The organism is uncultured Roseibium sp., assembly GCF_947496995.1.
Classification (GTDB): domain Bacteria; phylum Pseudomonadota; class Alphaproteobacteria; order Rhizobiales; family Stappiaceae; genus Roseibium.
On the sequence record NZ_CANMFD010000001.1, the window covers coordinates 1,576,845 to 1,602,579 of the forward strand.

Here is a 25,735-nt window from a genome sequence, read left to right on the forward strand (position 1 = left end):
CCGGCCGGAATTCCCTTAAATCGGTATTGCGCCGCACGCAACATTTGGCCAAAGGTGAAAACCACCGAAGTGCCACATTAAGGCGGAACCATTCTACATGTTTGACTGGGCCTACAGGAAACGCCTGAAAGACGATCTCGAAACATGGGTCGCGAATGGCTGGGTGACCTCCGAGGGGGCGGCAGCCATTTTCAGGGACCAGGAGGGCGAGGATGGCCGCTCGCGGTTGCCCATGGCTCTTGCGGGCATCGGCATGGTGTGTGTTGCGCTTGCTGTTTTTGCCTTTGTCGCGGCGAATTGGGAAGCGATCCCGAAATTCGTGAAGCTGGCGGGAATTGCCGTTCTGGTCGCAGGCAGCCACTGGCTGGCGGCCGCGGCTGCCGCGAGGGGGCGCAAGGGCATCTCGGACCTGGCGACCGGGTTTGCGACGCTTGTGTTCGTCGGTGGCATGGCGCTGGTCGGCCAGATCTTCCATTTGCCGTCGGACTGGGCCGGCGGGGCTTTCCTTGTCGTTATCGGCGGTCTTGCCGCCGCCTGGCTGACCGGGTCGAAAACCTCGCTCGTTGTTGCTTGCGCCGCTGCCATTACCTGGCAGGTGACCCGGTCGGATATCGGTGCGTCCGATCCGCTGCAGGATCTCATAGGGCTCGTGTTTCTGGTGGCCGTCGCTGCCCATGCCGTCGTTTATCCCGCCCGCCTGTCGCGCTGGGCGGCAATCAGCCTGCTTTGGGTGACCTATGGCCGCTGGTTTGGCGATACGGCGGATCTGTTGGGCGGCGGTGACGATGCCATATCGGCCATGGCGCTGGTCGGCGCCGGCGGTCTTGCGGCTATCCTGCTTCAGCTTGACCCTGTCGCGGACCTGTTCGTCAAGTGGTCCAGCGGCAGGCCCTTGCGGCGCCACGGCCACTGGCTGATGACACGTTCGCTGCAGGATGCCGGACTTCTGGTGCTGTGCGCCCTGATCGTGCTCGCCCTGGTTCTCGAGCCCGAATTCCACGGCAACCACTACGCGCGCGGCATGCTGGCCTTGCCGGGCCTGCTGCCCCTGGGGCTGGCGGTTCTCCTGTGTGCCACGGGGCTGGTGCTGTCTTTCAAATCCACGAAATCGATGGCGCTGTTTGCCGCTGCCGGGCTCGTTCTGCTGACACTTCTGGCGCCGCTCGCGACGGCCAGCGTTCCGGTTCGGGCCGCGATGTGCCTGGCGGTGCTGACGGCTCTCTGCGCGCTGGGGACCTGGTACAACAACCGCTTCTGGATGCTGTGTGCCTATCTCGGCCTGACGGCGGTTGCTCTCTGGCTGTTGCAGGTCACGATCGGATCGCTGCTCGGCCAGTCGCTGTTCTTCCTGGTCGCGGGCCTTCTTCTGCTCGCCATGGCGATCTGGCTTGCACGGGTATTCCGCAAGAAGCAGACCCTTCCCGAGAACCCGGAGAACGCCCGGGAGACCCGCTCATGACACAGTCTGCCGATGCGATCCCTTCAACCAAGCTGTTTTCCATTCGCGCGATCTACCTGCGCTGGGGGCTGCTTGCGCTCATTCAGCTCGGCCTGATTTCCATTCCGCTTGTCGACCGGCTTCAAGTCCTGTTGACGGGAAAGGTCGTTCAACTGGAAACGGTTCCGGTCGATCCGCGCGACCTCCTGCGCGGTGACTATGTCGTCATCAATCTCGCAATCACCAGCGTTTCAACAGATCTTCCGGGGAGCGACGGATTGCGATCCGGCGACAGGGTCTATGTCGGGCTTTCGGCGGACGACGGCGGCGTTGCACGCCCCGTCCTCATTGCAAAAAGCCGGGACAGCGCGGGCCCTTTGGCGATTGCCGGGACGGTTCGGAGCACGACTGGAGAAACCCTTCGCATCGATTACGGCATCGACGCCTTCTTTTTGCCGGAAGGCGAGGGCCGGATCATCGAACGGCTGGACACGAAACGCGTGCTTCTGCAAGTCTCTGTCGCCGAAGACGGGCGATCCCTGCCGCTGACCCTGCTTGTCGACGGAAAAGCCTTCCGCTCCGACAGCATATTTTGACGGATGCCTCGTCTGGCGGTATGAGCGCTGCAGCTCTTTCCTCCGTCCAGGGTATGAAATGTCCGATCCAGCGCTCGAAACGCTTTTGCTGCCTTTAGAAACCGAAGCCGTTGAGCTTGCCGCCGGCTCGAAGGTCTTGTTCCTGCGCGCCCGCGCGGGCCGGGCGCTCGCCGCTTTGCAGTACCTTGAGACGCTGTGCGTCCAGAGTTTCGCGCCGGACCGGGATGCCCTAGTGAAAGCGGGTTTCCGTGTGGAAGCTGAAACGGACGAGGACGGCTTCGACGCGGTGCTGCTTCTGCCCGGACGCCAGCGCCAGGAGGCCCGGGCGCAACTTGCGAAGGCCGTTTCCAGCGCAAGGGAAGGTGGGCTGGTCATCGCCTGCGCACCCAACACGGAAGGCGCGAAGACCCTGGAAAGCGATCTGGCCGACCTCATGGGCGGATCGGAAAAGCTTTCCAAGAACAAATGCCGCGTTGCCTGGCATCGTGTCGAAGCAGACGCCCTGAACAGGGACCTGCTGGAAGACTGGCGGGGGCTCGATGCGCCGCGGCCGGTTCTGGAAGGCAGCTATATCAGCCGTCCCGGCATTTTCGCCTGGGACCGGATCGATCCGGCTTCGAAACTGCTGGCCGGCCTGTTGCCGGAGACCCTGAAGGGACGCGGCGCCGATCTGGGCGCAGGTTTCGGCTACCTCGCCCGCGCTGTTCTTGAAAAAGCTCCCAAGGTTACCTCCCTGGATCTCTATGAAGCCGAAAAGCGCGCGCTCGATCTGGCGGAGCAGAACCTTGCCGCCTTCAAGGGACAAAAGCCGATGACCGGCATCTGGTCCGATGTGACCAGGGGCATTGAGGGCCCCTATGATTTCATCGTTTCCAACCCGCCGTTCCATCAGGCGGGCAGGGCCGAGCGTACTGATGTCGGCCAGGGCTTCATTCGTGCCGCTGCAGCCGGTCTCAGGCCCGGCGGCGATTTCTACATGGTCGCCAACCGGCATCTGCCCTACGAGAAGACGCTCGGTGAAGTCTTCGCCAACATCACCCAACTGGCCGACGAGGGCGGTTACAAGGTGATCCGCGCGGTCAAGGCGAAGGGAGGACGCTGACATGCGGCTGGTAAAGCTTCTCGCCAATCTCGGATATGGCAGCCGCAAGGAAATGCAGACCGCGATCCGTAACGGCTGGGTGACCGACCGGCAGGGAAACCGGCTGAAGGCGGACAGTCCGGCCGCGCATGAGGACATTCTCTTCGACGACGAGCCGCTCGACCCGGCGCAGGGTGTGGTTCTGCTGATGAACAAGCCGCTCGGCTATACCTGCTCCGTCAAGGATCAGGGGCGGCTGGTCTATGATCTCCTGCCGGACCGCTTCCGCATGCGCAAGCCGGTGTTGTCCACCATCGGCCGGCTCGACAAGGAAACCGCCGGCGCGCTGCTTTTCACCGACGACGGAACATTCCTGCACAAGGTGATTTCGCCCAAGGCGGAAGTCCCGAAGGTTTATGAGGTCACGCTGGACCGCCCGATGAAGGGCGACGAAGTCACGTTGTTTGCCTCGGGCGGGATGATGCTGGAAAGCGAGATCAAGCCGTTGAAGCCTGCGGGCCTTGAGGTGCTGGACGAAACCCATGCCCGCCTGACCCTGCACGAGGGCCGCTATCATCAGGCCCGGCGCATGTTTGCCGCAACCGGAAACCACGTCACTGCGCTTGTCCGCAGCCGCATCGGCGTCCTCGGCCTCGACGGTCTGGAAGAAGGCAACTGGAAGGTTCTGTCGGAAGACGAGAAGGCGCTGATTTTCGCCGCCGAATGAGTTTTTGAACGCACCCGAAATTCAACGGTGCGCCGCCCCGGCCTTGAGCCGGGGCCTTGGTTATGGTCCCGGCTCAAGGCCGGGACAGCCGGTGGGTCTATCGGGCAGCCTCCCGGGCAAAAGGCTTCTGCGTTTCTATCCCGTCTTCTTTCGGCTGAGCACGCGGATGCGGCTGTCGAATTCGCCGCGGTCCACGTAGCAGCCGCGCAGGTGGCGGAAGCCGGTGTTCGGGTCAAACGCGGTCCGCCCGTGCAGAACCCGCCGGTTGTCGAAGATGACCATCTCGCCGCTCTCGAGGCGTGTCGTCATCACGTGGCTTTTCGACCGGGTCATCTGCATGATTTTTCTGTAGGCCCGGTAGTAGGCCTCCATCCGCTCCGCCGGCAGGTCGAAGATCCCCGCCAGATGGGCGTTCAAATGCAGCTCCTGCAGGTTTCCGAACGGGTCGAGGTCGATCACCGTGTGATGGCGGCGGATGTCGTAATCCTCGTCCTGAAACCGGAACGGCACGGGCGTTGCCGACAGAAGTTCAAAGGCTTCCAGGTCATCTTCCCTGAGATCGCTTGCAACGGCGAACCCGTCACAGAACGTCGAGCCGCCTCCCTGTGCTTCATTGGCGAGAAAATGCAGGAACTGAAAGCCCGGTGGCAGCTCCTGGTTGGCAAGATCCGTATGCAGCGGCAGGGCGTGCGACGTATAGGCCAGATTGTTGGGGTTCGGCTTCGACATCACCTCGAATGTGGTGCCGAAATTGGTTTCGCGCAGGAACCCGACACGCCGCGCCATGGCCATGCCGGCGTCCTTGTCATTCGCCATGCCGTCGACAACGGCAAGGCCGGTCTTTTTGGTTTCGATCAGGAACTCCAGCAGGGCATCGTCGCTGGACATCAGGCTGTTCGCCGCGGCGCGCGGCAGGCTCTCCGGCGCAAGGTCGCCGCGCCACAGGATAGCCTCGATGCGGGCGGGATCCGCAAGACCGATGCCGGGCTGGTGGCCATGCAGCCACGCAGGGTCATAGCGGCTGATGTGACCGTCGTCATTCCACGTCAGGACGATCGTGCCGTCGTCCATGCGGGCTTGGGTGATTGCGATGTCAGCCGGGACGCCGGTCAGGTCGAATTCCCGTTCCCGGGTCTGCGGGTGAAAGCCGCTCGGGCAGTTGTCCCTGAGCCAGAGGAAAGGAAATTCGGCGCTGGTCCCGTCCGGCCAGGCAACATGAAGCACGCGGTCATCACCGCGCAGGTCGAGCTGTGTCATATGAAAACGTCCGTCGATGTCTTTGGAAAAAGGGAACACGCCCGAAGGCGCGCGCATCAACGGCTGGCAGGGGGCGGCCACCACCAATAGGCTTTGTTATGCGGATTTCCGGGATTGCGCCCGAGGATTGCGAACATCCGGCTTCAAGCCTTTGGCAAAGCACTGCGTGCTGTGGAACGTCTTTGAAAAATTACCTCAAAAAAACCACCCGGCAAAAGGAAATCTGCCGGGTGGGAAAGAACGTCTGTTAGTAGGGCGAGCCCGTATCAGGCTTTTGCAGCTCGCGCCGCGAGGGCAATGGCGATGTAACTCCAGCCGTTGACGAGCACCGAGATCCCGGCGATCAGGCCGAGCGCCCATGCGGCCGAGCTTGGCAGGTCCATCCAGATCATGACACCGGCCGCCAGCGAGACGATGCCGGCGATCAGCACCCACACCCAGCCCTCATGGGGACGCAGCTTGAAGGCCATGAGGATCTGGCTGATGCCCTGGGCGATAAAGATCGCCGCGATTACCAGTGTCAGCGCGAAGGTTCCGGCCAGCGGGTTCACGTAGATCACGATACCGCCGATCACCGCGATGATGCCGGTGATGAGATGCCAGAAGAAGCTGGAGGTGCCCTTGGTCTTGAACGCGTTGTAGATCTGCACCAGACCGCCGACAAACAGGATGACGGCGATCAGGATCGTCACCGCGATGGACGTCGCAAGGGGGGCGGCGATCAGGATCAGGCCGCCAATGACAAGGGCGATCCCGAGCGCCAGAAACCAGCCCCAGTTCTCCTGGATCTTTGCTTTCATATCTTCCATTGCCTGTACCGCATCTGACATATCGATCTCCTCACTTCGGTTGTCTTGCGCAAATGTAACCGAATCGGGGACGACGCTAAATGGACTTGGCAATTCCTGCAAGGTTGGCTTTCGAAACAGCGGGTTGACATGTGGTGTGTATATGCACACAAGAGGGTATGGAAAAAGACGACCTGTCGCTCTGCGTGCTGGACAATGCCCGCAAGGCCGCCCGCGCGGTCAGCCGGCACTACGACCGGCTGGCACGCAGCATGGGCATCACGGCGGCGCAGTTTTCGGTCCTCGCTGCGATCGCCCAGATGGAGCGCAGGACCACCGGTGAACTGGCGGACCGGCTCTCCATGGAGCGGACCACGCTGGTGCGCAATGTCGCGCTTCTGGAGAGGAAAGGCTTCGTAAAATCTTCGGTTTCCGGAAAGACCAGAGGCAAGAGCCACCGGTTGACGGAGCGCGGCGCGGCATTGCTGGAAGACGCCATGCCGCTTTGGAGACAGGCGCAAAACGATGTAAAGGGACATCTGGGCAGCGATGAATTCCTCAAGACGATCAATGCCTTGAAAAGACTTTCGCAAATCTGATCGAAGGGTTTCATGCTCTGGCTGAACACCCTGGCAATTCGCCTGAACAGACATTAACTGCCGGCTGAGTGAAGGCCGGACGCAAACTTGATGAGGTTGAAAATGCGGCGTGTAGTAGTGACGGGAATGGGGGTTGTTTCACCGGTCGGAACCGGCGTGGAGGCTTTCTGGCAGCGGGTCAGCGATGGGGCAAACGGCATTCGCGGCATCACCCGGTTTGACGCCGGCGAGCTTGCCTGCCAGATCGCCGGCGAAGTGCCGACCAGAGAAGAAGACGAACACGGCTTCGATGTCGACGCGGTGATGGACCCGCGCGAACAGCGCCGCTCCGACCGCTTCATTCACCTCGCCATGGGCGCTGCGCAGGAAGCTCTGGAAAACGCAGGCTGGGCGCCGAAGAGCGACCGGGAAAAGGAACGCACCGGCACGATCATCGGAACCGGTGTCGGCGGCTTCCCGGCCATGACCGCCGGAACGCGCCTCGTGGACGAAAAAGGCCCGCGCCGCGCGTCGCCTTTCCTGGTGCCGTCCTTCCTCGCCAATCTGGCTGCCGGTCAGGTCTCCATCCGTCATGGCCTCAAGGGCCCGCTCGGGGCGCCGGTGACGGCCTGCGCCGCAAGCCTTCAGGCCCTTGGCGACGCGGCACGGATCATCCGCGCGGGCGAAGCTGAAGTCATGGTGGCCGGCGGGGCGGAAGCCTGCATCGACAAGGTCTCCTACGCCGGTTTCTGCGCCGCCAAGGCAATGTCCTCCAAACGTAATGACGATCCGGCCCACGCCTCGCGTCCCTTCGATCAGGACCGCGACGGCTTCATCATGGGCGAGGGTGCCGGAATTCTCATTCTGGAAGAGTATGAACACGCCAAGGCCCGCGGCGCGACCATTCTGGCGGAAGTCTCCGGCTACGGCACCAGTGCCGATGCCTATCACGTCACCGCCTCGCCGGCGGACGGCGAGGGCGGCCTGCGGGCCATCCGCCAGGCACTGGCAACTGCCGGTCTCACTCAGGCCGATATCGGCTATGTCAACGCCCATTCCACCTCGACACCGGTGGGAGATGCCGCCGAAATCGCGGCCCTGACGACGGTGTTTGCCGAGCGCGGCAAGGACCTGGCTGTCTCCTCGTCCAAATCCATGTTCGGCCACCTGCTCGGCGCTGCCGGCGCGGTCGAGGCAATCGCCTGCGTCAAGGCCCTGACAAGCGGCATGCTGCCTCCCTCGCGCAATCTTGAAAACCCCGACGAGGCAATGGCGCGCTTCGAGATGATCCCCGGCAAGGCCATCGCCCGCGAAGTCTCCCACGTCCTCACCAACGGCTTCGGCTTCGGCGGTGTGAATGCCAGCGCGGTGTTCTCGAAGATCTGACCGGGGCTGATCTCGTCATCCCTTGTGTCCGGAACAGCATTCTCGGAAAGCTGCTAGGGGCAGAAAAGCAAAGCGTTTCTGCTCCCCGCAGTATCTGATGTTTTAGGCAGAGCTTCGCCCTCCACCCCTCTCCCCCCTTGAGGGGGAGATGTCAGCTTTGCTGACAGAGGGGGGTGAAGCGGCGCGACGAATTTCGGAAATGCCGAACTGTTCCGAGACATTTGTACCCCCCTCTGTCTCCTGACGGAGACATCTCCCCCTCAAGGGGGGAGAGGGGTGCAAGCCGCAGGTTCCCTCACAAAATATCGTTCAAACCGGACATCAGTGCGACAAGCCTGTAGCGACGCGGCAGGCGGCTGCGTTTCACGTCAAAAACAAATCTTGGCAACACCGCATTTCCTGTATATGAGATAATTCTCAAATATGGGAAATTGCATGACGAACCTTGAACAGGATCTTGCCCGCCGCCTGACGGAGCTGCGCCGGGCGCGGGGCTGGCCGCTGGAAGAGCTGGCGGAAAAGACCGGCATCAGCCGGGCGACGCTGTCGCGCATCGAGCGCGGCGACACCAGCCCGACGGCAAACGTGCTCGGCAGGCTCGCCGGCGCCTTCGGTCTGTCCATGGCCGAACTCTTCGGCGCGGCGTCCGGTCTGGTCGAGCGTCACATCCCCAGGGCTTCGCAGCTTGTCTGGAAGGACCCCGAGACCGGGTTCCAGCGCCGGGCGTTGACACCCGCCGCCGGCGGTTACAGGGGCTCGGTCATCGAGGGCAGTCTGCCGCCGGGTGCGACGGTCGCCTATGCCGCGCCGCCCATTCCGGATCTTGAACACCATCTCGTGCTTCTCGAAGGCAGCCTGCGCTTCACCCTCGGGCCGGATATCTACGACCTTGCCCCCGGCGACGCTTTGCGCTTCCACCTCAACGCCCCCAACAGCTATCACGCCTCCGGCGATGCGCCGGCACGCTATATCCTGACGGTGATCACCCCATGAACCCTTCCACACTCGCCACCCGGTCCGAATTCCGTCCCCAACCACCGGTTTCCCTGCTGTCTCCCGAAGAGGCCCGCGCCGCGCTGCCGCAGCTCGGAAACCTTCTGAAAGCCTGTGTGGAGGACGGCGCGGGCATCGGCTTCATTCTGCCTCTGCCTCAGGAAAAGGCTGAAGGCTTCTGGCAAAGCCGCCTGCCGCTCCTGGAAAGCGGAGAGGCCTTTCTCATGGCTGCGAAAGAGGGGGAGGAGATCGCCGGTGTCGTCATGCTGATGCTGGCCGGCCAGGACAACGGCCGCCACCGGGCGGAAGTCGCCAAGCTGATGGTCCATCCCCGCCACCGCAGAAAAGGTCTCGCCCGCAAGCTCATGACAGCAATCGACGGTCTTGCCCGCGCGCAGGAGCGCTGGCTGCTGGTGCTTGACACGGTCACCGGAGACCGCGCGGAAAAGCTCTACCCCGCCTGCGGCTACAGCAAAGTCGGCGTCATTCCCGATTTCGCCTTCAACAGCCACGGCCATCTCGACGCGACGACCGTGTTCTACAAGGACCTTCGCGGGTAAGCCCCTGGTACCCCCACGCCGTCCCGGACCTGATCCGGGACCTGTTTACGATCCACCTTCAAAGGCTCCGGTTCAAGACCGGGGCGGCGCCGTGGATGGGGCAGGCCGACGATAGCTGCATGACGGAAGGACGGATTTCTCCCCAATTAACTGCGCCACACCCCGCCGTCGTCATCAACTCTGTTGAGTGAACTGAGAAGCCGAATACCACCCTCGGCAGTCATCCCGGCCAAGCGCAGCGCGAGCCGGGATCGGAGAGCCACATTCTTTGCGATGCCGGCATCCTGTATCGATAGCTCACGGCTCACCGGTCCCGGATCTTCGCTGCGCTGCGTCCGGGACGACGCTCTGGTGGGGGGGCAGTAAACTGCGACCTCAGTTGGAGCCCACCAACCCCGATTTCCTCATTCCGGACCAGTGAGACGCAAGTCGAGCGCCCATCCGGAATCCAGGCATATTCTGCGCCGCAGGCGCACGTTGCCCCTGACCAGGTCACGATCTGCCGGCTGGCGCTAACAAGCGATCGCTGATCTCTGAGTCACGCGATCACGCCGCGCATCACACTGCCCGGAACGATTTCAGAGTTTTTCGACCGCCTAAGTTCCTTCGGAGCTCACTCACTGAAATCGACCGAATCCGGCTCCACGTCGAGACTTTTCAGAACATCTTCCAGAGCCTCCATCATCGGCGGCGGGCCGCAAAGGTAGAAGCGCTTGTCGAGATCGGGCACCAGATCCTTCAGAAGATCCGCGTCGATCTCGCCGTGATGGGTTCCGGCCGTGTCTTCGTCGGAAAGAACATGATCCACCTTCAGGCCGTTCATCGCCTCCAGCTCATCCTTGTAGATGATGTCCGCGCACGTCTTGTTGGCGAAGATCAACTGGTTGCCGGCGAGCTTGCCCTCCTTGTCGAGGTGGCGGAAGATCGCCATGAACGGCGTGATGCCTGCACCGCCGGCGATGAAAACACCCGGTTCCTCATAGCGAAAAGTCTTGAACGGCTCGGCGATCAGCACCGTGTCGCCTTCCTTCAGCTTATGCAGCTTCTCGGTGACACCGTCATGCTCCGGATAGCCCTTGATCGTGAATTCAAGCGACTTTTCCTCCGGCAGCGAGGTCATCGTGAATGGCCGCTTTTCGTCCCGCCAGCCGTCCTCGTCCAGCGCAATCTCCGTCGCGTCGCCGACGTTGAACTCGAAATCCTCCGGCTCCGCGATCCGGAACCGCTTTACATCATGGGTCACCTTGTCGATCTTCAAAATGTTCGTCTTGTGCATGGCAGTCTCCTTTATCTCTCGAAAGGAGAACGCCAGAGGCAGGGGGAGAGTTCCGGCTGGACACCTGCTGCGGGCGGGGACAGCGTTCGGAGTGCAAAGCAGCCTCCTGCGCCCGCCGACCTTCGCCTTCTGGGCACAAGCGCCGCTCCACCCTCGATGTCATCCCGGCCCCCGAGCCGGGGGCCACTCGTTCCCAGAGCCGGTGGGCTTGAGCACGAGTGTGCGGCTCACAGAAGGATCGGCTGCAAGGTCGTGGACGCGCGGACAGGTAGGCCAATGGATCCCGGATCATGCCCGGAATGACTCCGTTGAGAGGCTTTTTGTCAGCGGCTCGCGGCAGTGTCGGCAGTTGAATCAGAATGTGAAGAGCGGCGTTCCTTGCGTGTGCTTGTCACGCCTCGTTCAGCATCTCCAGCTCCAGCCACTGCTCCTCGGCTGAACCCTTTTCTTTCGTCAAATCAGTGATTTGCTGCGAAAGCTTGGCAAATTTGTCGGGGTTCTTCACATAAAGCTGCGGGTCGTTCATCTCGCCGCGCAGGGCTTCAAGCTTTGCCTCAATTTTTTCGATCTGGTCGGGCAGCGTCTTCAGAAGATGCTGCTGGGTGAAGCTGAGTTTGGATTTCTGCTGCGATTTTTGCGCCGAAGCGTTTGACGCAGCAGGCTTTTCCTTCCTTGCAGGCGCTGCAGCCTTGTCGATCTTGCGGGCGGTGACACCTTCGCCGCGCTGGGCGAGCATGTCCGTATAGCCGCCGGCATATTCTCGCCACAGGCCGTCGTCCTCGGCGACGATGACGGAGGTCGCAACCCGGTCGAGGAAGTCGCGGTCGTGCGAGACGATCAGCGCGGTGCCGGGATAATCGGCCAGCAGTTCCTGCAGCAGGTCAAGGGTCTCCAGGTCGAGATCGTTGGTCGGCTCGTCGAGCACCATCAGGTTGGAGCTGTTGGCAAGCGCCCGGGCGAGCATGGCGCGGGCGCGTTCGCCGCCTGAAAGCGCACCGACAGGTGTGCGCGCCTGTTCCGGCGAAAACAGGAAATCCTTCATGTAGGACATCACGTGTTTGGTTTCCGCGCCGATGACCACCGTGTCGCCGCGCCCGCCGGTCAGAACGGAGGCGAGCGTGTCATCGAGGTCGAGGTTCTCGCGGTTCTGGTCGAGCGTGACCATTTCCAGGTTGGTGCCGAGCCGCACGGAGCCGGTGTCCGGGGCGAGCTCGCCGGTCAGCATTTTCAGGAGCGTGGTCTTGCCCGCGCCGTTCGGGCCGACGAAGCCGACCCGGTCGCCGCGCTGGATGCGGGTGGAAAAATCCTTGACGATCTCCCGCGTGCCATAGGTCTTGGAAATCCCCTTGGCCTCGATCACCAGCTTGCCGGAGACCTCGGCCTCCGTGGCGCTGAGTTTCGCCGTGCCCTGCGGACCGCGATGCTCGCGCTTCTGTTTGCGCAGGTCCGCCAGTTCGCGCACCCGGCGCATGTTGCGTTTGCGGCGCGCGGTGACGCCGTAGGTCATCCAGTGTTCTTCGCGCTTGATCTTCTGGGCGAGCTTCTGCTGGTCGACCTCTTCCTGCTCGAAGACCTCGTCGCGCCAGGTTTCGAAATGGGCGAACCCCTTGTCCATGCGCCGGCAGGTGCCCCTGTCGATCCACACCGTGGCCCGCGACAGGTTTTCCAGGAAGCGCCGGTCGTGGGAAATCAGCACCAGGGCGGATTTCAGGCTCTTCAACTCCTCTTCCAGCCATTCGATGGCCGGAAGATCCAGGTGGTTGGTCGGCTCGTCGAGCAGCAGGATGTCCGGTTCCGGCGCAAGGCAGCGGGCGAGCGCCGCGCGGCGGGCCTCGCCGCCTGACAGCGAATTCGGGTCTTCCTGGCCTGTCAGGCCGAGCACGTCCAGCAGGTAGGCGCCCCGGTAGGGGTCGTCGCCTTCCGTCAGGCCCTCGTTGACGTAATCGAGGGTGGTCGCATAGGCGGAAAGGTCCGGGTCCTGCGGCAGATAGCGCAGGGTGCGGCCCGGCTGGAGGAACCGCTCGCCGCTGTCCATCTCCACCATGCCGGCGGCGATCTTCAAAAGCGTCGATTTACCGGAGCCGTTGCGGCCCACGAGACCCAGGCGATCGCCCTCGGAGACGGAAAGCTCCGCTCCGGTGAGGAGCGGCGTGCCGCCGAACGTCAGATGAATGTCGCGCAGGATGAGAAGGGGCGGGGCCATGAGTGCCTTGCTGGTGGCTTGGACAGCGGATCGGATCGGCGCCCGGTGTACTGGCCGGACCGGAACCGCGCAAGCGTGTTGGTGAGGCGTGCCGGTTTTTTTGATCGGCGCCTTGGAGATTTTCGCAAATTAATCGGGTATGATCCCTCAACGTGGACAGGGGCCGATCACCACAGCGCAGTCCGGGGCGATCCCCGGCTGTCAGGAGGAAGCACCATGCCTGATCAGATGAAACGGATCGACAAGGCCGCAGGGGAAGTCCTGCGCCCGGCCGGAGCGGCGCGCCTGTCGCGGTTCCTTAAATCTTTCGCCGCAGCAGTACTGCTGTGCGTCGCAGCCAGCGGCGTCATCGCTCTGACCTCACCGGGTCAGGCCCGGGCCGACGGAATTTACTTCAGCGGCAACGGCTTCAGCATCGGGATCGGAACCCGGGGATTTCGCGGTGCCTATTTCAACGGGCCGGTCGGTTTCTACGGCCCGCCCTACCGTCCCTACGGCGCTCCCTATTATTATCACCCCTATGACTCGCGCGCCTATCCCTACCGGTCCCGCGTCTATGTCAATCCGCCCCGGCGCGGAAACTATCGCGGCAGGCAGCCCGTGCGTGTTCCCTACACCAAGACCGGACTGGCTCCATTCACGCCTGCCTGGACGGCTTATTGCGCGCGAAAATTCAAATCCTTCAATCCCAATACAGGGACATATCTCGCCTACAGCGGAAAATATCGTTTTTGCCGTTAAAATTGAAATATAATTTCTTGCAACCAGGAAAAGAAAACGGGTTAGATGGCAGTGGCGGGGAAAATTATTCCCACTAACCCGGAAGAGCGGCAATAACATCGCCTTTTTGAGGGTGTGAACGGAATGTGTCGTTGGGGAATGCTTGATTGCACGTAAAGAGCGTGGAATCTTCTGACCCATCGTTCCTGAATGTCAACAATAACCCTGGAGGGGAGAGCGATATGTCCAAGTCCATGCGCATCACCGCGCTCGCAGCCGTTCTTATGGCCGCCACTACACTGACCGCCGCTGCGGAGGTGGTCTACCACCGCGGCAACACCGCCGATCCGGAAACCCTGGACCAGCACAAGACCTCGACGGTCTATGAGTCGCATATTCTGCGGGACCTTTACGAAGGTCTCGTCGCCTATAGCGCCGCCGGCAAGATCATTCCGGGTGTCGCCAGCGACTGGAGCGTCTCCGACGACGGCAAGGTCTACACTTTCACATTGCGTGACGATGCCAAATGGTCCAACGGCGACCCGGTCGTTGCTGGCGATTTCGTCTATTCCCTGCATCGCATCATGAACCCGGAAACAGGCGCCAAATACGCCAACGTTCTCTATCCGATCCTCAATGCCGAGGCCGTCAACAAGGGCGACATGAAGCCGGAAGATCTGGGCGTCAAGGCGCTCGACGATCACACGCTGGAAATCACGCTCGCCTCGCCGACCCCTTATTTCATCGATCTGCTCGGTCACCAGACCGGTCTGCCGGTACACCCGGCCTCCGTTGAAAAATTCGGGTCCGACTTCGTCAAGGCGGAAAACATCGTCACCAACGGGCCGTTCACCCTGGCCGAGTTCGTGCCGAACGCGCATGTAAAGGCGGTCAAGAACCCGCATTTCCATGATGCCGACAAGGTGACGATCGACACGATCTATTTCCATCCGACCGAGGATCGGGGCGCAGCGCTGCGCCGTTTCCAGGCAGGCGAACTGCACACCAACAACGATGCACCGACCGAACAGGTCGCCTTCATGCGCGAAAACCTGGGCGAGCAGTTCCGTGTCGCACCCTATCTTGGCACCTACTACTACGCCCTGAACCATGAAGACGAGGCGCTGAGCAATCCGGACGTCCGCCAGGCCCTGTCCATGTCCATCGACCGGGAATTCCTGGCCGACGAAATCTGGGGCTCCACCATGGTTGCCGGCTATTCCTTCGTGCCGCCGGGGATCGGCAACTACGGCGATCCGGCTTTTGCCGACTACAAGGACATGTCCCAGATCGACCGCGAAGAGAAAGCGCTCGAGCTGCTTGAGAACGCCGGTTACGGTCCGGACAATCCCTTCCAGCTGACCATCAACTACAATACCTCCGAAAACCACAAGAACACGGCTGTTGCCGTTGCCGACATGTGGAAGCCGCTGGGTGTCGATGTCTCGCTGGTCAACACCGACACCAAGACGCATTACGCCATGCTGCGTGACCGTCAGGATTTCGATGTTGCCCGTGCAGGCTGGATCGGCGACTACTCCGATCCGCAGAACTTCCTGTTCATGGTCGAAAGCGACAATGACGGCTTCAACTACGCCCGCTACAACAATCCCGAGTATGACGCGCTGATGGATGAGGCCGCTGTGACGGTCGATCTGGAAAAACGCGCCGAGGTCCTGAAAAAGGCCGAGGAGATCTTCATGCGGGATCTGCCCTTCATTCCGATGATGTACTACGGCTCCATGAACCTTGTTTCCGACAAGGTCGCGGGATTTGAGGACAACCTCCTCAATATCCACCCGAGCCGCTGGATGACCATCTCCGAATGACCTGAGACCACCGGACCGGCAGGCGAGACCTGCCGGTTCCGGCAAGGCGGCGTTGCAAGACCGCCGTGGAACAATAGGGGCAACGCCTATGCTGCGCTACGTGCTCGGTCGATTGCTCGGCGCAATCCCGACCATCTTTCTGATCGTAACCATCTCCTTCTTCCTGATCCGCATCGCCCCGGGCGGTCCGTTCGATCTGGAGCGGCCTCTCGAGGCCAAGGTGATGGAGAATCTGAACAAGATCTACCACCTCAATGAACCGCTCTGGAACCAGTACCTGCTCTATCTGAAAAGTGTCGCGCAGCTGGATTTTGGCCCGAGTTTCTATTTCCGCGATTTCACCATCAACGAACTGTTCGCGCAAAGCCTGCCGATCTCGATCCAGCTGGGCCTGTCGGCGCTCTGTCTGGCGCTGGTCGCCGGTGGAACGATGGGTGTCTTCGCCGCGCTGCGCCAGAATCAGTCGGCTGATTATGCGGTCATGGCGGCGGCAACCCTCGGCGTGACCGTACCGAATTTCGTCGTTGCCCCGATCCTCACCCTGATCCTCGGCGTCTGGCTCGGCTGGCTGCCGGTCGGCGGCTGGAACGGCGGCAAGTTCGTCAACGTAATCCTGCCCGTCGTCACGCTGGCACTGCCGCAGATTGCAGTGGTCGCGCGTCTGACACGCGGCTCGATGATCGAGGCTCTGCGCTCCAACCACGTGCGCACCGCAAGGGCCTACGGGCTGACGAGCTTCATGGTCGTTGTTGTGCATGCGCTCAGGGGGGCGATCCTGCCCGTGGTCTCCTATCTCGGCCCTGCGGCGGCGGCTCTCCTGACGGGCTCCGTGGTGATCGAAACCATTTTCGGCATTCCGGGCATCGGCCGCTACTTCGTGCAGGGCGCCCTCAACCGCGACTATACGCTGGTGATGGGAACCGTCGTGGTCGTTGCCTGTTTCGTCATCCTGTTCAACCTCATCGTGGATCTGCTGTATGCGCTGCTCGATCCGCGTGTGCGCTACGATTGAGGAGGAGCCTGACCCGTGACCCTGACCGTGACAAACACTGAAGCGCCCGCCAAGGGGCGCTCCCTGTGGGACGATGCCCGGGACCGGCTTATGGCGAACCGCGCGGCGGTTGCCAGCCTGATCGTGCTGGCCTTCATCGCTCTTGTTTCCGTCTTCGGACCGATCCTGTCGCCGCACAATTTCGACACCGTCTACCGCGACTACGTGAAAGTTCCGGCGAGCCTTGAAGCCTATCCGCGCGCCGACCAGATCGAGCCGGGCTTCCTGTCCGCCGCCCGCCGGGCCCGCGTGAGCGTGGAAAGCTACGAGCGTGACGGCGACAAGGTGATCGCGAAGATCACCTCCAGCCGCGAGATCGATCCGCGCTCCGTGCGCTATATCGACCGCAGCGATCTGTTCACGAATGCCGAACTGACGGGTCTGTCCGCCGACGGCAAATCCGCGACGCTGAGCGCCGACATCAACTTCATGCATTTTTACTTCGGCACCGACGCCAATGGCCGGGACATGATGACCCGGACGTTCATCGCCGGCCGTGTTTCGCTGACCATCGGGCTGCTGGCGACGGTCGTCGCGATCTCGATCGGCGTGCTTTACGGGGCGACGTCCGGCTATCTCGGCGGCCGGATCGATCAGATGATGATGCGGGTCGTGGATATCCTCTATTCGCTGCCCTTCATCTTCTTCGTGATCATGCTGGTGGTGTTCTTCGGCCGCAACTTCATTCTGATGTTCATCGCGGTCGGCGCGGTGGAGTGGCTCGACATGGCGCGTATCGTGCGCGGCCAGACGCTTACCATCAAGCGCCAGGAATACGTCCAGGCGGCGGAAGCCCTGGGCGTTTCGGACCGCGGCATCGTGCGCCGGCACATCATTCCGAACACCCTCGGCCCGGTGGTGGTCTACATGACCCTGCTGGTGCCCAAGGTCATCCTTCTGGAAAGCTTCCTGTCCTTCCTGGGGCTGGGCATCCAGGAGCCGATGACAAGCTGGGGCGTTCTGATTTCCGAAGGCGCACGCAACCTGCAAGGGGCTGCATGGATGCTCATCTTCCCGTCAATCTTCCTGACATCGACATTGTTCGCGCTGAACTTCATCGGCGACGGGCTGCGCGATGCGCTGGACCCGAAAGACCGGTAAGGAGCGGATCATGAGCACGCAAAGCAAGACACCGGTCCTCGCCATCAGCAACCTGACCGTCGATTTCGAAACTGCGACGGGGACGGTGAACGCCGTCCGGGGCGTCGATATCCACGTGAATTCGGGCGAGACGGTCGCCATCGTCGGCGAAAGCGGGTCCGGAAAGAGCCAGGCCATGATGGCGGCGATGGGCCTGCTGGCCTCCAACGGGCGCGCAAGCGGCGAAGTCATATACGAGGACCGCAATATCCTCGGGCTGCCGATAAGCAAGCTCAACGCGGTGCGCGGCAGGAAGATCACCATGATCTTTCAGGAACCTATGACCTCTCTCGATCCTCTTTATACGATCGGCCGGCAACTTGCCGAACCGCTGGTGGTGCATGGCGGGCTTTCGTGGAAGGCGGCAAGGGCGAGGGCGCTGGAGCTTTTGAAGCTCGTGAACATTCCCGAGCCGGAGCGCAAGATAAAGTCCTATCCTTACGAGATGTCGGGCGGTCAGCGTCAGCGCGTGATGATCGCCATGGCGTTGGCCAACGATCCGGATGTGCTGATCGCCGATGAGCCGACAACGGCGCTTGATGTGACCACGCAGGCCCAGATCCTCGATCTGCTTGCCGATCTGCAGAAACGCCTCGGCATGTCGGTCGTCTTCATCACCCACGATCTCGGCATCGTCCGGCGCATCGCCGACCGGGTCTATGTGATGAAAACCGGGGAGGTGGTCGAAAGCGGCGAGACCGCAGCACTCTTCACTAAACCCGAACACCCCTATACCTGGATGCTTCTGGATGCCGAACCGACGGGCCACAAGTTGCCGGTTCCCGACAGCACGGCCGTTCTTCTGGAAGCACAGAAGATCAAGGTCGAGTTCGAGTTCGACAGCGGGTTCCTGCAGCCGAAACACATTCTGCGGGCGGTCGACGATATCAGCTTCTCGCTGCGCAAGGGCCAGACGCTGGGGATTGTCGGTGAAAGCGGGTCCGGCAAGTCGACGCTCGGCCGGGCGGTCCTCAACCTGCTCCCGGCAACAGGGCGGGTTGTCTTCAAGGGGCAGCAGATTTCGGGCCGGGACAGGGCGGCCATGCGGGCGGTTCGCAAGGACATGCAGCTCATTTTCCAGGATCCTTTCGGCTCCCTCAGCCCGCGCATGACCGTCGGACAGGTGATCTCGGAAGGCCTGCTGGTGCACGAGCCGTCCCTGACGGCCAAGGACCGAGATGCGCGGGCGTGTCAGGCGCTGGAAGAAGTGTCGCTGGACCCGGCGATGCGCAACCGCTATCCGCACGAGTTTTCAGGCGGGCAGCGCCAGCGCATCGCCATCGCCCGCACCATGGTGCTCAAGCCGGAGCTCGTGGTGCTGGACGAGCCGACATCGGCCCTGGACCGCACGATCCAGAAACAGGTCGTGGAACTGCTCAGGGACCTGCAGAAGGCCTATGGCCTGACCTATCTCTTCATCAGCCATGACCTTGCGGTCGTGCGTGCCATCGCCGATACGGTGATGGTCATGCAGCGGGGCAAGGTCGTGGAAGCGGGAACCGTGGATGCGATTTTCGAAGCACCGAAGAGCGACTACACCAGGGAGCTGATCGGCGCGGCCATGCTGACTCAGCGGCAGATGATGGAAACCGCCTGACATCTGGTTGTCAGGGCGTGTCTGCAGTCAGTGACCGGACAGACCGGTCGTCCCGATGAGGGCGTTGTCATATTCATCCCGCAGATGAACAAGGTCCCGGCCGTAGAAATGGGGTGCCAGCAGAATGGCGCTCGACAGGATATGGGCCTTGAGCGCATCGATTGTCTGGTGGACATCCCGTGTTTCCAGCGCGTCGAAAATGGCGCGATGCCGGGTGACGGGAGGCTGAGCCCAGGACGCCGCCGGGCGGGGTGTCGGCAGCATGACACGTTGCAGGATCATCGTGGTTCTGACGAGCATGGGTTCCAGGATCGGCATCTCGGCAATCTGAAAAAGCTTGAGGTGCAGGCACCTGTCCACTTCCGCACACCCGAAGACGTCCCGCTGCATGCGGCATTCCTCGAACTTGCGGTCGAGCTCGCGCAGTTCGGACAACTGGCCGGGCGTGACGCGCTTGACCGCCTCGGTAACACCTGTGGCTTCGATGTCGATGCGCAGCTTGAGAAGCAGGCGTGCCTCCAGCAGGCTCGGGTCCGTGACATAGGTTCCCTGGTAACCGCGCCGGATGACCAGACCATATTGCTGAAGCTGCATCAGCGCTTCGCGGATCGTACCCTGGGAGCAGCCATAGTCATGAGCGAGCGACTGTTCGGTTATCGGGCTGTGCGAGGTCATTTCACCGGTCAGGATCTTGCGCTTGAGGTCCTGATAGACTGAGTCGGATTTACGTGGCCGCTTGTCTCCGGCTTTCAGACTGGTCTGCAAATCCTTGTTCGCAGAATGATGTATGTTCACGCCTTTGCCCCCGACAATACCAATTTTGAGCGGCAAGACCCGACGAATATGCAGCTGGAGAACCATCGCGCGGGCTGCAGGCTGCTATTCGTCTTCATCCGTTCTTTCCTTCAAGAGGGAAGAAGCGGTCGTTGGGGCGCGCTACTCTAATCCAGCCACTTTCCCGGGTTTAAGTCCCTGCCTGTGTCTTTTCCGGCCGAAAACGGCGTCTCAAACATATGCACAGCTCAGTGACCAAACCGGGCTCGGAAAGTCCAGCGGCTGACCAATATCACAATGAATGCATTGTTTATGGCCGTTCAACCAAAAGCAATTGTTTATTCGAAACTTTTAGTAACAAGTTTGCGAGCATGAAGACCGGCTTGCGGCTTTTCCGGACACCGGCATCTCTTTCCGGTTCCGTTTTTTTGCGCACGTCCTGAGGTCAGGATGGAAGCCGGCAAGCAGTCAGGCCGGCCTGCGCTTTCCGGCGCCTGCCTCGCCATGTGCAAACATGTCTTTTACGCAACCGCCCTTTCCAGGGCAGCCATCCAGTTCCTGAAGGCGATTTTTTCCAGCACCTGCGAACTGAATCCCCTGGCGTCCAGCACCTCCATGAGGCGGGCGAGACCGGTTACGTCGCCGATATCCCCGGGCAGCATGCAGCCATCGAAATCCGACCCGAGCGCCACGCAATCCTCTCCCATCCGGTCCAGGAGATAAGCCGCGTGATCGGCGAGAACCTCCAGAGACGTATCGCGGGAAAAGCCTCCGTCCGGCCGCAGGAACGCAACGTGGAAATTAATGCCCACGAGCCCGCCGCTTTCCTTGATGGCGTCAAGCTGCTTGTCCGTCAGGTTGCGGCTGCTGGCGCAGATTGAATGGGCGTTGGAGTGGCTGGCGACAATCGGCCGTTCGGTAATGCGCGCCACATCCCAGAAACCCTTTTCGTTGAGGTGGGAAAGATCGAGCATGATACCGAGCCTGTTGCAGGCCCGCACGAGATCCCGGCCGGCCCCGGTCAGGCCCGGACCGATGTCCGGGGAGGAGGGATGAGCCATTGGAACGCCGTATCCGAAGGCATTCTCCCGGCTCCAGACAAGCCCGAGCGAACGCAGTCCGCGCTTGTGCAGGTCTTCCAGCGCATAGAACTGCGGATCGATGGCTTCGGCACCTTCAATGTGAAGACTGATGGCAAGCTGGTCGTTTTCTATGGCCGACAGGTTTTCTTCAGGTGTCCGGCAGATCACGACGGCGCCATTTGAATCCGCTGCGATTCCTTCCGCGCGCTCCAGAAGCCTCATGGTGAAATCGAAGGCCAGCTTTTGCGGAACCGCCTGGAAATTGACCGCATCCTTGGGATTGAAGGGCCGGGAGAAATCCTGCTGCGGATTGGAAGGAACGAACATGGCGAACAACCCGCCGGCAAATCCGGCTTCCTGTGCCCGCACAAAATCCAGATGGCCGTTGTCCGACCGGTCGAAAAAGCTGCGTTCGGTCCCCCTTATGGCCTCGATTTCCAGCTTGAGAAGCGTATCGTTGTGGCCGTCGAACACGGGAAACGGGGATTTGATCGTCTCGTTTTGCACGAATTTTCCTTGAAGAAACAGGCAGTCGCCGGGTGTTTGCCGTCGACTAATCTAGGTATTCCGGCAAAGAATGTAAGGCACTTCTGCTGAATGTGACTTGCAACTGTTGAAAAGCTGCCCCAAGAAAGAGCCGAAACTTCCGGAGGTTCCATGAAGCGCCACGAAATGCCGTTCGAACAAGTTCCCGATGAGAAAGACCGTCAGCTGGATCGTCGCATGTTTCTGGCCGGTGGGCTGCTCCTGGCCGGAGCTTCGCTGGCAGGCTGCCAGACCTATCCGGGGTTGCCGGACCAGGCCGAACTGCCCGATGAGGAGTTCGATTACGCGGCGGCTTATGCGGCTTTGCCCGACGGCGATTACACCTGGCCGGCGATCAACTACAAGAGCTTCGATCGCCAGTACTGGCGGCAGGTGGTCGAGTACAAGACGCGCGAGAAGCCTGGCACGATCATCGTCGATCCCTACAATAATTTTCTCTACTGGACGCTCGGCAACAAGAAGGCGCTGCGCTACGGCATCGGCGTCGGCAAGGCCGGGTTTGCCTGGTCCGGCGATGCGCTGATCCGCGTCAAGCGGGAACATCCGATCTGGCGCCCTCCACGGGAAATGATCGCCCGCAAGCCTTCGCTGGAACGCTACTGGGAGAAGGGCTATCCGGCCGGCCTGAGAAATCCGCTCGGCGCGCGCGCAATGGATCTCTGGCAGGGCGCGACCGATACGCTCTACCGGATTCATGGCACCAACCAGCCGACTTCCATCGGCAAGAGCGTCTCTTCCGGCTGTATCCGCATGTGGCAGCAGGACGTGATCGACCTGTTCAACAGGGTGCCCCTGCGGACCAAGGTGATCGTTCTTGCAAAAGATCCGAACGCCGAGGCGTGACGTGCGCGCGCGGCGTTCCGTTGCAGACGGCATTCGTTGAGCTGATACATTCCGCCGACAGGAAGCGTTGTCCCTTTGACGCGTCTTCCTGAATGCGAAGAACATAAGCCCGATGGACGCATGCGTGCGTTCATCGGCGGGCCGGTTCAACGGGCCGAGCTTCGACAAAGCCCGGCAACCTCAATAATTTCAGTTTTTCAGAGCGGCCGGGCGACGTCATGAAACACGGCGCCGAAATGGCAGATGGCGGCGGCAAGCACGAACGCATGCCAGATCGCGTTCTGGAAAGGCAGGCGCTTCCAGGCATAAAACAGGGTGCCGACCGTGTAGAGAAGCCCGCCCGCCAGAATCATGAAAAATCCGAATGTCGAGGCGCGTTCGATCAGGGGCTCGATCGCGAATACGACCACCCAGCCGAGCGCCAGATAAATCGGAACGGAGAGGCGCTCAAGGCCGCTCAGATGGGCCAGCCTGACGATCGCTCCCGTCAGGGCGCCGGTCCAGACGATGGCCAGAATGATTCCGCCGGTCCAGCCGCCGATGATGATGGCCGCGAGCGGCGTGTAGGTGCCGGCGATCATCAGGAAGATGGCGGCATGGTCAAACCGCCTGAGAAGGCCGCTCTTGTGATCTTTCGCCAGCATGTTGTAGAGCGCCGAGCAGATCAGCATCGTCATCAGGCACGCCGCATAGATCATCACGGAAATCTGCCGCGCCGGGTCATCGCTGTTCCAAAGTGTAGCCGCCAGGATCACTGTCGCGGTCGCTCCGAGGCCGACCCCGACAACGTGTATGGCGCCGTCGGCTACGAATTCAGCGAGGCTCAAGGGTCTGGCTGTTGTTGTCGAACGGGGCTTGTCTGGATTGCTGTGCATTGTTCTGGGTCTGACGATCTTGCTGTCCGAACGGAATTTCAGGCAACTTGTGTCGTGCCTGTCACCGGCATGAAGCCTGCGAATTATGGACAGGGCATGGCGACGGACGACACTCAAAGCCCATCGCCTGACCTATACAGACCTGTGCGGGCTTATGACAGTGCGATCTTGAAGGCCGGTTCGGGCGGACAACATCATCATCAAACGAAACTATCTTGATATAAAGATAAATATAACCTATGTCCGGCGCGACAGGGCAATCTGATGTCCGGATTTTTGGAGATAGATTATGACTTCCCGTAAACCAGATCATCCCGTCAACGAGTTGTTCGTCAATCGCTGGTCGCCGCGCGCCTTCGATGGCTCGGACATGCCCGAGACGGATCTGAAGACCATTCTGGAGGCCGCGCGCTGGGCACCGTCGGCTTTCAACATTCAGCCGTGGCGTTTTGTCTATGCGCGCCGTGACGACGACAACTGGGGCAAGCTGCTGGAACTGCTGAACCCGTTCAACTTGGGCTGGGCGCAGCACGCCTCCGCGCTCGTCTTTCTTTTCTCGGACACCGAAATCGACGGCAAGGACGGGGATCCCAACCGGCCAAGCGGAACGCATTCCCTGGATGCCGGAGCCGCCTGGGCCCAGGCGGCCCTGCAGGCGTCGATTCTCGGCTATCACAGCCACGCTATGGCGGGGGTTCTGAAGGAGGAGGTTCATGAGAAACTCGGCGTCCCGGCCCGCTTCAAGGTCGAACTTGCGTTTGTTGTCGGCAGGCGCGGTGATGCCGCGGCGCTGAACGAGGCATTGCAGGCCCGGGAAGTCCCGAGCCCGCGCAAGCCACTTGACGAGATTGCCTTTGCTGGCAACTGGGACTGACCGCAAATTGGCGGATCCGCAACGAGGGACGCGCTGCTGCGGCAATCCGCGCGGTGCGTTTTTCTCGAGACCGGCGCAAGCTGTCCGCACAGGATTGGCGGAGCGTCCCATGAGCAAGAGTGACGAACTACCGGAGGAAAGCCTCCTCCACGCGTATATCGCGTCAGGAGACTATCTGGATGTGTTTTCCGTTTCGCTTGAAGGGCGAACGGATCTACAGACAGCCGACATGCGGGTCGTGGCCGATCATATGCTCAATGCAGACATCGGCTGGATGAAGTCGTTGCTCGCGATGCGCGACAAGATGGCGGCGCCTCTCGGCATGAAGACCACGGCTGACCTTGCCCGCGATCAGCGGGCCGGTCCGGTTAGCGAAAGACACGCCGGAGACAGGATCGGATTCTTCAAGGTCTATGACATTCGCGAGGAAGAGATTGTTCTCGGTGAGAACGACTGGCATCAGGATTTCCGTCTGTCGATCTTCCGCACGTCAGGAGACCGGCCCCGGATTTTCGCGGCGACCTGCTGCAAGCGGCACAATGCCTTCGGCTATCTGTACCTTGCGCTGATCCTGCCATTTCACAGGAAGATCGTGACCACGGTGTTGGACACGGCTGTCGGATCACCGGTCCGGGGTGTCCAGATGCCCGGTCTTGCGCCATAGGCGCGCCCCGCTGGCTGTCTCGATCTTCTGCCGGCTTCCCGGCGGCAGGCGCATCCAGGTGCCCTGCTCGTAGCGCCCGTCCTTGTCCTCGAAGCTGCCTTCGACGACGAAGTACTCTGCTCCTCCGGGAAAGTCCTGTTCCGCGAAGCGTGTCCCGCGCTCCCAATCGAGCATTACGACTTCCTCGTCCGGGCGCACGTGAAGCGGCAGGATGCTCTCGCCGGGCCGGCCGGCCTGCCAGCCGGTCGGGTCAAGCGTGTTGACCCTCACGAATGTATCGTCGTCCGGGCGCATTTGGCGCAGCTTGACGAGAATGACGGCTCCCGGTTCGCTGGAGGGCACGTGATGTGAACCGGGTGGATTGCGCACATACATGCCTTTGGGAAAGTCTCCGGTCTCGTCTGAAAATACCCCGTCGAGAACCAGAAATTCCTCACCCAGATCATGGTTGTGGCTGGAAAAGGCGGATCCTGGCGCATACCGCACCAGGCTGGTTGCCCGGGCCACTTCTTCACCGTCCCTTTCCAGCATGCGCCGTTCTACCCCTGCCATGGGAGAGGGCACCCAATCGAGTTCGGTGCTGTCGACAACGACACGCTGTGTCAGGTCCGCATGAATTTTCATTCTGTCTCTCCCGTTCCAGAATACTTATAAGCCATCTGAAAAGTCCTGTTTCCAGAAATGGTGTGCCGGACCGGTAAATGAAGTAAAAAGCTCTGAATTGCCGTTCGAAGTGGGCTGGGCCTTGCTTGCCGACCGGTGGATTTCCGGGAAAACCTGGATATGCGGCGCCGGCAGCTTTGCATGAGGCGAGGAATCATGCTGACTACCGCACTGCACGAATTCACATGACGGAG

At 61.3% G+C, this 25,735-nt stretch carries 24 protein-coding genes; 16 read left to right on the forward strand and 8 right to left on the reverse strand.

Going from position 1 to position 25,735, the window contains the following annotated elements:
- Window positions 1-97: 97 nt before the first annotated feature.
- The 4 genes from Q1B40_RS07035 to Q1B40_RS07050 are packed head-to-tail and all read left to right on the forward strand — an operon-like array spanning window position 98 to window position 3,842.
- On the forward strand, window positions 98-1,459 hold the full coding sequence (locus Q1B40_RS07035; RefSeq protein ID WP_299811810.1) for a DUF2157 domain-containing protein: 1,362 nt from the start codon (window positions 98-100) through the stop codon (window positions 1,457-1,459).
- A complete protein-coding gene (locus Q1B40_RS07040; RefSeq protein ID WP_299811813.1) occupies window positions 1,456-2,034 on the forward strand; it encodes a GDYXXLXY domain-containing protein in 579 nt (192 codons plus the stop codon). Before Q1B40_RS07035 ends, Q1B40_RS07040 begins: the two co-directional genes overlap by 4 nt.
- Before the next feature lie 58 nt (window positions 2,035-2,092).
- A complete protein-coding gene (locus Q1B40_RS07045) occupies window positions 2,093-3,136 on the forward strand; it encodes a class I SAM-dependent methyltransferase (RefSeq protein WP_299811815.1) in 1,044 nt (347 codons plus the stop codon).
- 1 nt (window position 3,137) lies between these two features.
- The gene (locus Q1B40_RS07050; RefSeq protein WP_299811817.1) at window positions 3,138-3,842 is read left to right on the forward strand and encodes a pseudouridine synthase; all 705 of its coding nucleotides are present in this window, start codon (window positions 3,138-3,140) and stop codon (window positions 3,840-3,842) included.
- Window positions 3,843-3,977: 135 nt separating this feature from the next.
- Here the strand turns inward: Q1B40_RS07050 and Q1B40_RS07055 are convergent, their stop codons facing one another.
- Complete coding sequence (locus tag Q1B40_RS07055; RefSeq protein WP_299811819.1) at window positions 3,978-5,099, reverse strand: TauD/TfdA family dioxygenase; 1,122 nt, start codon at window positions 5,097-5,099, stop codon at window positions 3,978-3,980.
- A 266-nt stretch (window positions 5,100-5,365) separates the two neighbouring features.
- Window positions 5,366-5,929 (reverse strand): HdeD family acid-resistance protein, encoded by a 564-nt coding sequence (locus tag Q1B40_RS07060; RefSeq protein ID WP_299811821.1) that lies wholly within the window; start codon window positions 5,927-5,929, stop codon window positions 5,366-5,368.
- A 137-nt stretch (window positions 5,930-6,066) separates the two neighbouring features.
- Between Q1B40_RS07060 and Q1B40_RS07065 the strand changes: the two genes are divergently transcribed.
- The 4 genes from Q1B40_RS07065 to Q1B40_RS07080 all read left to right on the forward strand — a co-directional run bounded on the left by Q1B40_RS07065 (window position 6,067) and on the right by Q1B40_RS07080 (window position 9,404).
- On the forward strand, window positions 6,067-6,486 hold the full coding sequence (locus tag Q1B40_RS07065) for a MarR family winged helix-turn-helix transcriptional regulator (RefSeq protein ID WP_299811823.1): 420 nt from the start codon (window positions 6,067-6,069) through the stop codon (window positions 6,484-6,486).
- A gap of 102 nt (window positions 6,487-6,588) precedes the next feature.
- On the forward strand, window positions 6,589-7,851 hold the full coding sequence (gene fabF / locus Q1B40_RS07070; RefSeq protein WP_299811825.1) for a beta-ketoacyl-ACP synthase II: 1,263 nt from the start codon (window positions 6,589-6,591) through the stop codon (window positions 7,849-7,851).
- 435 nt (window positions 7,852-8,286) lie between these two features.
- Window positions 8,287-8,844 (forward strand): helix-turn-helix domain-containing protein, encoded by a 558-nt coding sequence (locus tag Q1B40_RS07075; protein WP_299811827.1) that lies wholly within the window; start codon window positions 8,287-8,289, stop codon window positions 8,842-8,844.
- Complete coding sequence (locus Q1B40_RS07080) at window positions 8,841-9,404, forward strand: GNAT family N-acetyltransferase (protein ID WP_299811829.1); 564 nt, start codon at window positions 8,841-8,843, stop codon at window positions 9,402-9,404. Before Q1B40_RS07075 ends, Q1B40_RS07080 begins: the two co-directional genes overlap by 4 nt.
- Before the next feature lie 613 nt (window positions 9,405-10,017).
- On the opposite strand, the gene Q1B40_RS07085 is transcribed toward Q1B40_RS07080, so the two are convergent.
- Both Q1B40_RS07085 and Q1B40_RS07090 read right to left on the reverse strand, forming a co-directional pair.
- On the reverse strand, window positions 10,018-10,680 hold the full coding sequence (locus Q1B40_RS07085) for an FAD-binding oxidoreductase (protein ID WP_299811831.1): 663 nt from the start codon (window positions 10,678-10,680) through the stop codon (window positions 10,018-10,020).
- A 391-nt stretch (window positions 10,681-11,071) separates the two neighbouring features.
- On the reverse strand, window positions 11,072-12,883 hold the full coding sequence (locus Q1B40_RS07090) for an ABC-F family ATP-binding cassette domain-containing protein (RefSeq protein WP_299811833.1): 1,812 nt from the start codon (window positions 12,881-12,883) through the stop codon (window positions 11,072-11,074).
- Between the two features lie 216 nt (window positions 12,884-13,099).
- Here Q1B40_RS07090 and Q1B40_RS07095 point away from each other — a divergent pair, with 216 nt between their 5' ends.
- The 5 genes from Q1B40_RS07095 (at window position 13,100) to Q1B40_RS07115 (ending at window position 19,220) form a co-directional block, all read left to right on the forward strand.
- A complete protein-coding gene (locus tag Q1B40_RS07095) occupies window positions 13,100-13,624 on the forward strand; it encodes a BA14K family protein (RefSeq protein ID WP_299811835.1) in 525 nt (174 codons plus the stop codon).
- Between the two features lie 221 nt (window positions 13,625-13,845).
- A complete protein-coding gene (locus Q1B40_RS07100) occupies window positions 13,846-15,432 on the forward strand; it encodes a peptide ABC transporter substrate-binding protein (RefSeq protein ID WP_299811837.1) in 1,587 nt (528 codons plus the stop codon).
- Between the two features lie 88 nt (window positions 15,433-15,520).
- Window positions 15,521-16,444, forward strand: a complete 924-nt coding sequence (gene oppB, locus Q1B40_RS07105) for an oligopeptide ABC transporter permease OppB (protein ID WP_299811839.1) — start codon at window positions 15,521-15,523, stop codon at window positions 16,442-16,444.
- A gap of 21 nt (window positions 16,445-16,465) precedes the next feature.
- A complete protein-coding gene (locus tag Q1B40_RS07110; protein WP_299812573.1) occupies window positions 16,466-17,584 on the forward strand; it encodes an ABC transporter permease subunit in 1,119 nt (372 codons plus the stop codon).
- A 10-nt stretch (window positions 17,585-17,594) separates the two neighbouring features.
- The gene (locus Q1B40_RS07115; RefSeq protein ID WP_299811841.1) at window positions 17,595-19,220 is read left to right on the forward strand and encodes an ABC transporter ATP-binding protein; all 1,626 of its coding nucleotides are present in this window, start codon (window positions 17,595-17,597) and stop codon (window positions 19,218-19,220) included.
- A gap of 27 nt (window positions 19,221-19,247) precedes the next feature.
- Here Q1B40_RS07115 and Q1B40_RS07120 read toward each other — a convergent pair whose 3' ends face one another.
- The gene (locus Q1B40_RS07120) at window positions 19,248-20,015 is read right to left on the reverse strand and encodes a GntR family transcriptional regulator (RefSeq protein ID WP_299811843.1); all 768 of its coding nucleotides are present in this window, start codon (window positions 20,013-20,015) and stop codon (window positions 19,248-19,250) included.
- A gap of 500 nt (window positions 20,016-20,515) precedes the next feature.
- The gene (locus Q1B40_RS07125) at window positions 20,516-21,583 is read right to left on the reverse strand and encodes a dipeptidase (protein WP_299811845.1); all 1,068 of its coding nucleotides are present in this window, start codon (window positions 21,581-21,583) and stop codon (window positions 20,516-20,518) included.
- Window positions 21,584-21,733: 150 nt separating this feature from the next.
- Between Q1B40_RS07125 and Q1B40_RS07130 the strand changes: the two genes are divergently transcribed.
- Window positions 21,734-22,465: a L,D-transpeptidase gene (locus Q1B40_RS07130; protein ID WP_299811847.1), complete on the forward strand. Its 732-nt coding sequence runs from the start codon at window positions 21,734-21,736 to the stop codon at window positions 22,463-22,465.
- Between the two features lie 197 nt (window positions 22,466-22,662).
- Here the strand turns inward: Q1B40_RS07130 and Q1B40_RS07135 are convergent, their stop codons facing one another.
- Window positions 22,663-23,292 (reverse strand): hemolysin III family protein, encoded by a 630-nt coding sequence (locus Q1B40_RS07135; RefSeq protein WP_299811849.1) that lies wholly within the window; start codon window positions 23,290-23,292, stop codon window positions 22,663-22,665.
- 337 nt (window positions 23,293-23,629) lie between these two features.
- Here Q1B40_RS07135 and Q1B40_RS07140 point away from each other — a divergent pair, with 337 nt between their 5' ends.
- Together Q1B40_RS07140 and Q1B40_RS07145 are read left to right on the forward strand one after the other, a co-directional pair.
- Entirely contained in the window at window positions 23,630-24,214 is a 585-nt protein-coding gene (locus tag Q1B40_RS07140) for a nitroreductase family protein (RefSeq protein ID WP_299811851.1), read from the forward strand.
- 109 nt (window positions 24,215-24,323) lie between these two features.
- Window positions 24,324-24,878 carry a DUF2867 domain-containing protein gene (locus Q1B40_RS07145; protein ID WP_299811852.1) on the forward strand — a complete coding sequence of 185 codons (555 nt, stop codon included), beginning with the start codon at window positions 24,324-24,326 and terminating at the stop codon, window positions 24,876-24,878.
- Here the strand turns inward: Q1B40_RS07145 and Q1B40_RS07150 are convergent.
- On the reverse strand, window positions 24,837-25,502 hold the full coding sequence (locus Q1B40_RS07150; RefSeq protein WP_299811854.1) for a cupin domain-containing protein: 666 nt from the start codon (window positions 25,500-25,502) through the stop codon (window positions 24,837-24,839). The two genes, Q1B40_RS07145 and Q1B40_RS07150, sit on opposite strands and share 42 nt — an antisense overlap.
- Window positions 25,503-25,735: the final 233 nt, after the last annotated feature.